Origin of the sequence: Empedobacter sp. UBA2044 (assembly GCF_002333005.1) — a bacterium.
GTDB lineage: Bacteria > Bacteroidota > Bacteroidia > Flavobacteriales > Weeksellaceae > Empedobacter > Empedobacter falsenii_B.
In genome coordinates this window covers 18,302-28,505 of record NZ_DDBA01000043.1, presented here as the reverse complement: position 1 = coordinate 28,505, position 10,204 = coordinate 18,302, and the positions used below count along the sequence as shown (strand labels likewise).

The following is a 10,204-nucleotide window of genomic DNA, read 5'->3' as shown; positions in this document are numbered from 1 at the left end:
GAAAATTCAGGGGGATATCCAGACGCAATTTCTGGCTTAATAATAAAACAATATATCTTATGGTTAAAAGGCGATAAGACGTCATGGAAAAAATGGGAGGAAGAAAATCCTATTAAATAAAAAAATCGGGATTTACCCGATTTTAGATTTTGCAATTACTTTGCGGTACAATTCTTCATATTGCGGAAGAATATTCGTTTTATCAAATCGTATCGCTTGTTCTTTTGCTTGATAACTAAACTCTGCCAAACGCTTTTCGTCCTCTAAAATATAAATCGCTTTTTCTGCCATCATTTCGATATCTCCTACTGGGCAAACAAAACCAGTGACTCCGTTAATATTTACTTCTGGAATTCCGCCTGCATTGGACGAAATAACTGGAACACTTGCCGCCATAGCTTCAAGTGCTGCCAAACCAAAACTTTCTTGTTCGGATGGTAAAAGGAATAAATCTGCCGCTTTCAAAACATCATTCAAGTCACTTACCATTCCAAGACTTTTCACTTTATCTTGAATTCCAAAATCTTGAATCATTTGATCCGCCATATCCCATTCAGGACCTTCTCCAGCAATAATCAATTTCGATGGAATTTGTTTCTGGATCAAATTAAACGTTCCAATTACATCTTCAATACGTTTTACCTTTCTCAAGTTTGAAGTGTGCAAAATTACCTTCTCTTTTGGTTGCGCAAAATTATCACGACAACACACACATTTCTCTGGCAAATATTGATCATTATCAATAAAATTTGGCACAACTTCTATTTCATTTGTAATGTCAAATGCTTGTAAAGTATCTTGTTTCAAACTTTCGGAAACTGATGTTACAGCATCCGATTCGTTAATCGAAAATTCAACAGCCGTTTTATACACAGGATGTTTCCCTACCAACGTAATATCTGTTCCGTGCAACGTTGTTACAATTGGTAATTTATAACCCTTTCGAGCCAACATTTGTTTCGTAAAATACGCTGCATACGCATGCGGGATCGCATAATGTACATGAACCAAATCTAATTCGTAATGCAAAACTTTATCATACAAAATTGTACTCAACGCCAAATCGTAAGGCTGATATTGAAACAATGGATACGTTTCGACATGAATTCGATGAAAGTATATATTTGGTAATTTGATGTTTAATCTCGCAGGAACATTTGTGCTAAAAAAATGTACTTCATGACCTTTTTCCGCTAAATCCATTCCCAGTTCTGTTGCCACAATTCCACTCCCTCCGTAGGTTGGATAGCATACAATTCCTATTTTCATTCGCGATTTTTATTTAGACAAATTTAAGGTAAAATTGCTTCATAAATTACTTGTCGAATATTTTCTCGCACTTTTTTAATGGAAAGATAATTTGGCTCGACAGTTTCATTGACACGATTCGAAAGAAAAATATATACAATTTTATACTGAGGATCAGCCCAAACTATCGTTCCTGTAAAACCTGTATGACCAAAACTTTCGGATGATGGACCTATTTTAGACGTTGTTTGCATTTTATCAAATCCAGCTCCACGATGATTGCCTTTGAATTGTTGTTTGGTAAATTCCGCCACCGTTTCTGGCTTCAAATAAACCTCATCACCATATTCGCCTCCATTCAAATACATTTGCATCAATTTTGCCAAATCAATCGAGTTAGAGAATAAACCAGCATGACCAGCAATTCCGCCCATCATCGCAGCTCCTTGATCGTGTACAAAACCATGTACCAATTGATTTCTATAGGTTTTGTCGTATTCGGTTGGAATAATATCTTCTAAACTAAATTTTTCTTTTGGATTAAAAGTTGTGCGATACATTCCCAATGATTGATAAAATTTTTCTTGTGTCAATTGATTCAAATCTTTCCCAAAATCCTTTTCTAATTTCTTCTTGAAAATATAATAGCCTAAGTCTGAGTATTCGTATGATTTACGGCCTAAAGATGATTTATAAATATCTTCGTAAATCGTATCTTTAATAGAGTTGATAATATAAATGTTATCTGTAACTTTTATCTGATGTTCCTCATCTTGCTTTCTCGAATAGAAATCTAAATATAATCGCGCATTTTTTACATTGACAGTTTCATTGTAAAAACCAATCCATGGCTTAAGACCAGCTTGATGCGCTAATACTTCACGAACTTTTAAGGAAGATTTGTTCGAGTTTTTTGCATCATTATCAATTTCTCCAATTGTTTGCTCAAGGTTTAATTTTCCTTCGTTTACCTCCAGCATCAACAAAGGCAACGTCGCCGTCACCTTTGTTACAGAAGCGACATCATATAAATCTGTCCACTTCACTTTTTTTAAAGAATTTTTATCTTGAGTTCCAAAGCTTTTATCATACACGATTTTCCCGTCTTTTGCGACTAAAATTTGCATTCCAGGCGTGTAATGATTTGCAATTGCTTCTTCGGCAAGTTTATCTATTTCTAAGAGTTTTTTTTTCCTAAATTCACATTTTCAGGTGCAGTAAATCCTAAACGTTTGATGTGTTTTGTTACAATTCCTTGCCCTTCTTTCAAGTTTTGATTGATATCTACCGGAAATGTTCCATCTGCATCAATTGCTCCAAAAATAACTTGCGCAGCAGCTGCTTGCGCATCTTTTGTATTTTGATAATGAACTGTAACCGCATCTAAATTTGATAAATCAAGATCTTTCAAACCATAAGGACTTGTGAATAATGAGAAGATTTTCTTTTTATCTTTTGGTAATGCTTTCAAAATTGCTTTCGAGTTATCTGACAATTTATATGGTTTGTAAACCGTTTCATTCGATAAAAACGCTCCCGAAATAATCACATCATAATCATTCAATAAATTGATCTGATTTGGATTTGAAATCTTCACCAACTCAACATTTGTATATTTTTGTAAATGTCTCAAAAATTGATCATAATCTGTTTGTTCAAGGGGAACAAAAGCTATTTTTTGATTCAATTTTTTAATTGGTAAAAGTTTGTGTTCATTCTTTACAACTGTCGAAGCTTTCTCAAAAATTTTAGTTGTTAACGCTAAATTTTCAGGAGAATTTAAATCTTCTAAAACATTTGCAGAATTTAAAGTTTTTATTTCATTTAAACCTGTAATATATTTTGCCATCAAAATTTTCTTCACACTTTCTTCTAAACGTGCTTCAGAAATCTGACCTTTATTTATTGCATCAATAATTTTTTGTTTCCCAACGTGTACATTTTGCGAAAACAATAAAATATCATTTCCCGCTACAAATGCTCTATAATCTACATCACCAGCAGGAAACATTTTTGCTACACCATCCATATTCAACGCATCTGTAATCACAATTCCTTTGAATTGTAATTCTCCTTTCAAATAATCTGTAATAATATTTTTAGATAAAGTTGAAGGTATTTTTGGATCTGGTTCTAAAGCTGGAACATTTAGATGCGCCACCATAATTGACTGTACACCTTCATCAATCATTTTCTTGAAAGGTGCAATGTGATATTTCTCTAAATCTGCTTTATTATCTGGAATCAACGGCAAAACTTTGTGCGAATCTTGATCTGTATTTCCATGTCCAGGAAAATGTTTTGCAGACGATAATACGTTTTGCGCACGCATTCCATCCATATAAGCAATTCCTTTTTCTGCAACTCGATCTGGATTTGAACCAAAAGAACGATTCCCGATAATTGGGTTATTTGGATTAACATTGACATCAACTGAAGGTGAAAAATTAAACTGAACACCCATTCTGTTCGCTTGTATACCAATTTGTTTTCCAACTTGATACACCAACTTATTATTGCGTAGAGCACCAAGCGTCATATTCCAAGGAAAACGCTCCACTCCTTTCAAACGCATTGCCAATCCCCATTCTGCATCCATTCCAATTAACAATGGAATTTTAGAAATAGATTGAAATTTATTTGTCAACTCAATTTGATGAGCCGCTTGATCTTGCATAAAAATTAATCCTCCGATATGTTCTTCTTCAATTAATTTTTGAATATCATTTTCATGCACCACATCTCTATTTGTATAGGCTGCAACGATAAATAACTGACCTACTTTTTCTTCCAATGACATTGAATTATACTTCTCATTCACCCATTTCATCTGAATAGAATCTTTGTACAATGGCGAAACGTGTTGCGCTTTCGAAGCTATAGGTAAAATAATTGTTAAGAATACGTATGCGATTACTCTTTTCATTCCGGAATAAATTAATTTTGCTTGTTTTTTCTTTTTTAGAAACATTTTTTAAAGGCCAATCAAGTTAGGATTGGTAAATTTATAGTAAATTGTCAAATTAAATAAATTTATATGAGTATTTTCAGTGTTGTACAGGATAGCATGTTGAATCATCCTGGACTAATAACTGTTTTTGGAGTTGCAGTAATTATTATGTTACTACTTGATTTAGGTGTTTTTAATAAAAATGCACACGCGGTTTCGAACAAAGAAGCGCTTACTTGGACTATCGTTTGGATTTCCTTGGCGATGATTTTTAGTGGAGTGATTTATTTCGTTTTTAAAGAAGCAGATGGACATGCATTTGCCATCAATAAATTTTCGCAATTCCAGGCGGCGTATTGGATAGAAAAAGCCTTATCCGTAGATAATTTATTCGTCTTCATACTCGTTTTTGGATTCTTTAAAATTCCAAAAGAATATCAACATAAAGTCCTTTTTTGGGGAATTTTAGGTGCTCTTCTTTTTAGAGCAATCTTTATTTTTGCAGGTGTTGAATTAATTAAAATGACTTATTTACCATCTTTTTCTATTGGAGATTGGCACTTTAATCTTGGTGATGAAGCAACTCATGCAAATTTTGAAGCAAAACAATTCTTCCGTCCAAATGTCGTTTTAACACTGTTTGGTTTCTTCTTAATTGTCGCCGGAATCAAATCTTGGAAATCAAGTGATGATGATGAAAATCAAGATTTATCACAAAATTTTGGTGTTAAATTGGTACACAAATTCTTTAAAGTTACACCGAATTTTGATGGAGATAAATTCTTTTCTGTTCAAAACGGAATTAAAATGGCAACACCACTTTTCGTCGCTTTAATGGTAATTGAAGTAACTGATTTGGTTTTCGCTGTAGATAGTATTCCTGCTATATTCGCTGTTGCTCCAGACGATCCTTTTATTCTATATTCATCTAATATTTTTGCAATTTTAGGACTTCGTTCATTATATTTCTTGTTGGCAAATTCAATGGATAAATTCAATAAACTACATTACGGCTTAGCGATTATTTTAAGTTTTATCGGAATTAAAATGATTATTATGCCATTCTATCATTTCGAATCGACTATTTCATTGTCAATAATTGGTGGAGTTTTATTAATAACAATTATTTGGTCGTTAATTTCGAATAAATCAGAGGTTAAGGAATAGATTATTATCTTCATATAATGATAAACCCCAAGATTAAATTCAATCTTGGGGTTTATTTTATAATCATTATACCTTACGAAACAACTTCTATCAAACTACCTCTTTCTTCATCTTTTGTGATTTGCAAAGCAACTGGAATTCGATCTTTTAATTCGTCTACGTGAGAAATAATTCCGACAATTCGGTTTTCTTTTTGTAAACTCATCAACGTTTCAAACACGATATTTACCGCATCTGCGTCTTGCGTTCCAAAACCTTCATCAATAAAGAAGAAGTTCTTTTCCGACTTCGCATTTGTTTGCACACTTTCTGCCAAAGCCAAAGCCAAACTCAAAGAAACTTGGAAAGATTGTCCCCCAGAAAGCGTTTTCACACTACGTGAACGACCTTCGTTCAAATAATCTATAATCTCAAAATCATTGTTGTCATTCATTTGTAAACTTAATTGATTTCTCGTCATTCGATGAAATCTCACATTTGCGTTATCACATAATTGTTTCAAATAAATTAACGAAACATATTGCACAAATCCTGCTGAATTAAACAAATATCGCATCGTTTGTAAATTAGCCGCACGCTTTTTCAACTTTTCCAATTCAATTAACAAATCTTTCTTTTCTACAAAAGATTTATTCAATCGCTCAATTTCAGCTTTTATTTTAGTTACAACTTCAGTAGCTTCTTTCAATTGACTTGTCACAAAAATCAATTTTTCTTCTTGTATTTTATAAATCGTTTCATCAAAAGAAACTTCCGATAATTTTTGCTCTAATTCATGAATTAAATTTTTCAACGTTTCATACAAAATTCGAAAATCTTCCAACTCTTTTCTGATTTGAGAAACATTAAATTTCTGATTTAAAACAAATTGAACCTCTTCAATGTTTTGTATTTGATATTTTTCTAATGCTTTTTCTATTTGATTTTGATTAATAGCCAACTCTTCTTTTAACTCAATAAGTTGTTTTTCAACTAATTCAATTGAAGTTTTTTGAGAAGCTAATTTTGGATTCAATTGATTTAAACTTTCTGTAAATTGAATATAATCTTGTTCAATTTTTGTATTATTTAACTTTAAATCATTCAAATTTTGAAGCACATTTTCTGTTGTTTGATTTTGAAAATCTTCAAATTTCAAGACTTTCAAATTTGCTTGATTTTGCTTGATTTGAGAAGCTTTTTCAGCTTCTTCTAATCTAAATTTTTCTAAAGCATTTTTATATTTTTCAACAGATTCACGTTCTTTCTCTAAAGTTTCACGAAAAGTTTCAATCTCTTTATTTTTATCCGAAATTGTTTTGTCCAAAGCAACAGCTGCTTTCTTTTTTTCTTCAAATAATTCAACATTTTTCGAATCAAAATCTTTCCAAACAAACAAATTCAGATGATTTTCTTGTTCAATTTTCAGATCATTCAAAACTTGATTTTCTTGTGCAATTTGTTTTTCAATAAACTGTTTTTGATCAATCATTTTCTGAACTTCATTTTGTTTTTTCTGAAGCGATTTTAACTTTTCATCAATTTGATTTAATTCATTATTTACAACTTCAAATTTCGTGGAAATATCATCAATTTCAACAATATTCGGATGCTCTAAAGCGCCACAAAGCGGACAAGATTCACCTTCGTGTAAATTATGTGCAAAATGAACCAACTTTTGCTGAACTTCTAATTCATTTTTCTGTTTTTCAATTGATTTTTTAGTTGATTCAAGCTTTTCAAATTCAGAACTAAACCAATTTTCAAAACTTGAAATTTCAATATTATCTGTTTTGAATTGAGCTTCGAAAACATTAATTTGTTGCTTTTGCTCATCTATTTTAGTTTGTTGTTTCTGAATAGATTGTTGCAAATTTTGATTCTGAACAAACCAATTTCCAACCTCCATCAATGTTTGCGCATCTATTTTTGACTCAGCTAAAGTTTTGACTTCTTTTTCAGATAATTTGATTGAAGCTTCAATTTTCTGTTCATTTTTCTGAACCTCTTCAACTTCTTTCAAACCTTTTGCTGTTCTTACTTTTAACTTTTCTATCTCCTCTGAAAAAGTTAAAATTTGAACTATTAATTCTAAATCTGTTTCTTCTTTTCGTTTTATTGGTAAAGTTTCATAATCAGTTTTAATCGCTTCAATTTGGTTCGAAATTTCTTTGATTTGATTCTCGATTAAAGTCAGTTGTTTTTGTTGATTTTCAACTGAAATTGACTTTTCTTCAATCTGATTTGAAAGTTTTTTATGATTTTCTAAAAGTTGAGAAAACGCATTAAAAATCAATTCATAGCGCTCAATTTCAAGTTTTCGTTGATCCATTTCATTTTTCTGAACTGAAACTTTTTCAAAATCAATTTTCTTTTGTTTTAAAGTCTCAAAATCTGATTTCAACGCTTTTAAACGTTGAAATGATTCATTCATTTGATTATATTCTTCTTGAACTTGATTGGTAACTTTTGTTTGCTCAATCAAATTTTCTTCAAGCTCTTTTATTTTTTCTTCCGAAACTTCTTCAAATCCAGATAATTTCCCTTCTAGTTGATTCAAATTCGTTAAGTTTTGAGAATTTAAAGCTGCAACTTTATCTTGTAAATCATAACGATGAAGTCCAAAAATTTCCTTCATCATTTGTGTTCGATCTTTTGCACCCAACTCAATAAATTCCTTGAATTGCCCTTGCGGAATAATAATTGTTCGTTTGAAATTTTCGTAACTCAACCCAATTATTTCTTCTGCTTTCGAATGATTAAGCGGAATCCATTCATTGTCTTTTTGTTCATAAAAAACAACTATTGGCGATTTTACATCTTCAAAACGTTTCGAATTTCTTTTAAATTCACGTGTTGCTCTGAATAATTTTTGTTCAAAATTATAGAAATCAAACTCGATATATGCCAAATTCGATTTCAAATTCATCATATTGTAAGCACGCTTATCTTTGGAATTTAGACGTTCTGTTTCGCCATACAAAACGTACATAATCGCTTCCAAAATTGACGATTTTCCGGAACCTACATTCCCGAAAATTCCAAATAATCCTGCTTCTGTTAATTCAGAAAAGTCAATTGTTTGACGTTCTTGATACGAATAAAGTCCTTCTATGGTTAATTTTACTGGAATCATTATGAATTCAAAATTTCGTTAAACAAATCCTTTATTTCGTCGTTTGGTTCTTGATTTCCATTTTTCGATTTGAAATAATCTGCAAACAATTCCTTCATATCTTTTGTTTGATCTGCAAACATATACTCAACCATTTCAACCTCTTGATTTTTAACTTTCGGAATCAAATGAATAATTCCATCATGTGATTGATAAATCAATTTTCGTTCATCAGCTTTCAAAAAAGAATCACTTTCTAAAATCAATTCAACCAACGCATTTTGATTTTCATTCAACCATTCTACAGCTAAATTTATATCATCAAAAGTTTTTCGAATAAGCGGTTTTCCATGCTTTAATTCAATTTTATGATAAGAAATAGTTTTATTTGGTTCTGCTTCTATTACCGAAACATACTTGGTTTGACCAGCTTCGGAAAAACTATAACACAAAGGCGAAGAGCTGTACACAACAGGTTTTTCTTCTGTTCCGATGTTCTTAAAACCATGCAAATGTCCAAGCGCTGTATATTGAATTTGAGGCGGAATAGCTTCGGAAAAAATCATATCTGCATTTCCAATTTTAATCGGTTTTTCGCCTTCTGGTTCCTCTAAAATTTCAGCACCTTTTTGGTTCATATACAAATGTGCTATCAATAAATTAACACCATTTTCGTCACAATATTCATCCGCAATATTTTTCCAATTTGTCGCTAAAACTTCATTCAATGCATCTTCTTTATTCTCTCCAAAATATTGTTTCAAACGAATTTCGTTTGCATAAGGCGTATGAATAATTCGAATCGGGTAATCGAAAGAATTTAATTTCAATTCAATCATTCCTTCTACAGATTTTAAAATTTTGAAATCATTTAATTCAAATTCCTGAATTTTTGCATTTGGATAACCAATCAAAATAATTCCACATTCGCGTGCCAACGGATCTGGCGCATCAATCAAACTTGGAGAATCGTGATTACCAGAAATCGCTACAACAGGACGTTTTCCGTTATTCGAAAGTCTTTTTAATGTTTTATAAAATAATTCTACAGCTTCCACACTTGGATTAAAATTATCAAATAAATCGCCCGCAATAAGTACCAAATCGACTTGTTGTTGATCTGCAATTTCGATAATCTCGTTCATCACTAAAATTTGTTCTTCTAATCGCGAAAAACTATCCAATTTTTTGCCCAAGTGCCAATCGGCTGTATGTAGAATTTTTATCATTATTCTTCCGTTTCTGGTTTATTTTTATCATTAAATCGTTGATTGATTGCTTTTAATCGAGCTTTGCGTTCAGCTTCGGCTTCTTGCGCTTTACGTTTCTTTTGATCTAACTTTTTCTTATGCGCTTTTTTATTTGCATCTGTATTTCTACTCATTTCTATTTGGTTTAAAATTAATTTTTCTCCACGCCAAATGATGTCGCAAAGTTAGATTAAATGATAAAGAATTGTAAATCTTTTGTCCAACTAAATTGAAATTATTAACTTGGCTAGAAAGTAATCGAATTTATTAATTTTAAAACATTTATAATGGGAAAAGGCGATAAAAAATCGAGAAGAGGAAAAATTGTGAATGGCTCTTATGGTGTAAAACGTCCGAGACATAAGTATTATTATGAGGAAGATGTTGTTGAAGAAAAACCAACCAAAAAAGCTAAAAAGTAATTTTTTGAAGCTGAAAATCAGGATTGATTTTCAGCTTTTTTATTTTATTCAACTCAACAATAATTTATCCAAT

General features: G+C 31.4%; 8 protein-coding genes. 2 read left to right on the top strand and 6 right to left on the bottom strand.

The features are described from left to right. Positions 1-132: 132 nt before the first annotated feature. Genes bshA through B4E59_RS07760 form a run of 3 tightly spaced genes read right to left on the bottom strand, consistent with a single transcriptional unit; the run spans position 133 to position 4,174 of the window. Complete coding sequence (gene bshA, locus B4E59_RS07770; RefSeq protein ID WP_291052371.1) at positions 133-1,269, bottom strand: N-acetyl-alpha-D-glucosaminyl L-malate synthase BshA; 1,137 nt, start codon at positions 1,267-1,269, stop codon at positions 133-135. 23 nt (positions 1,270-1,292) lie between these two features. Then, positions 1,293-2,423, bottom strand: a complete 1,131-nt coding sequence (locus tag B4E59_RS07765; protein WP_291052376.1) for a serine hydrolase domain-containing protein — start codon at positions 2,421-2,423, stop codon at positions 1,293-1,295. Between the two features lie 2 nt (positions 2,424-2,425). Then, positions 2,426-4,174, bottom strand: a complete 1,749-nt coding sequence (locus B4E59_RS07760) for a glycoside hydrolase family 3 protein (RefSeq protein WP_260391930.1) — start codon at positions 4,172-4,174, stop codon at positions 2,426-2,428. A 111-nt stretch (positions 4,175-4,285) separates the two neighbouring features. Between B4E59_RS07760 and B4E59_RS07755 the strand changes: the two genes are divergently transcribed. Beyond that, entirely contained in the window at positions 4,286-5,365 is a 1,080-nt protein-coding gene (locus tag B4E59_RS07755; RefSeq protein WP_286494642.1) for a TerC family protein, read from the top strand. A 73-nt stretch (positions 5,366-5,438) separates the two neighbouring features. Here the strand turns inward: B4E59_RS07755 and B4E59_RS07750 are convergent, their stop codons facing one another. The 3 genes from B4E59_RS07750 to B4E59_RS07740 are packed head-to-tail and all read right to left on the bottom strand — an operon-like array spanning position 5,439 to position 9,843. Continuing rightward, the gene (locus B4E59_RS07750) at positions 5,439-8,480 is read right to left on the bottom strand and encodes an AAA family ATPase (protein WP_291052367.1); all 3,042 of its coding nucleotides are present in this window, start codon (positions 8,478-8,480) and stop codon (positions 5,439-5,441) included. Then, entirely contained in the window at positions 8,480-9,685 is a 1,206-nt protein-coding gene (locus B4E59_RS07745) for a metallophosphoesterase family protein (RefSeq protein ID WP_291052373.1), read from the bottom strand. Before B4E59_RS07745 ends, B4E59_RS07750 begins: the two co-directional genes overlap by 1 nt. Positions 9,686-9,687: 2 nt before the next feature. Continuing rightward, the gene (locus B4E59_RS07740) at positions 9,688-9,843 is read right to left on the bottom strand and encodes a hypothetical protein (RefSeq protein WP_185144078.1); all 156 of its coding nucleotides are present in this window, start codon (positions 9,841-9,843) and stop codon (positions 9,688-9,690) included. Positions 9,844-9,996: 153 nt separating this feature from the next. On the opposite strand from B4E59_RS07740, the gene B4E59_RS07735 reads away from it, so the two are divergent. Further along, positions 9,997-10,131, top strand: coding sequence for a 30S ribosomal protein THX (locus B4E59_RS07735; RefSeq protein ID WP_219033578.1), 135 nt, complete (start codon positions 9,997-9,999; stop codon positions 10,129-10,131). The last annotated feature ends 73 nt before the right edge of the window (positions 10,132-10,204 follow it).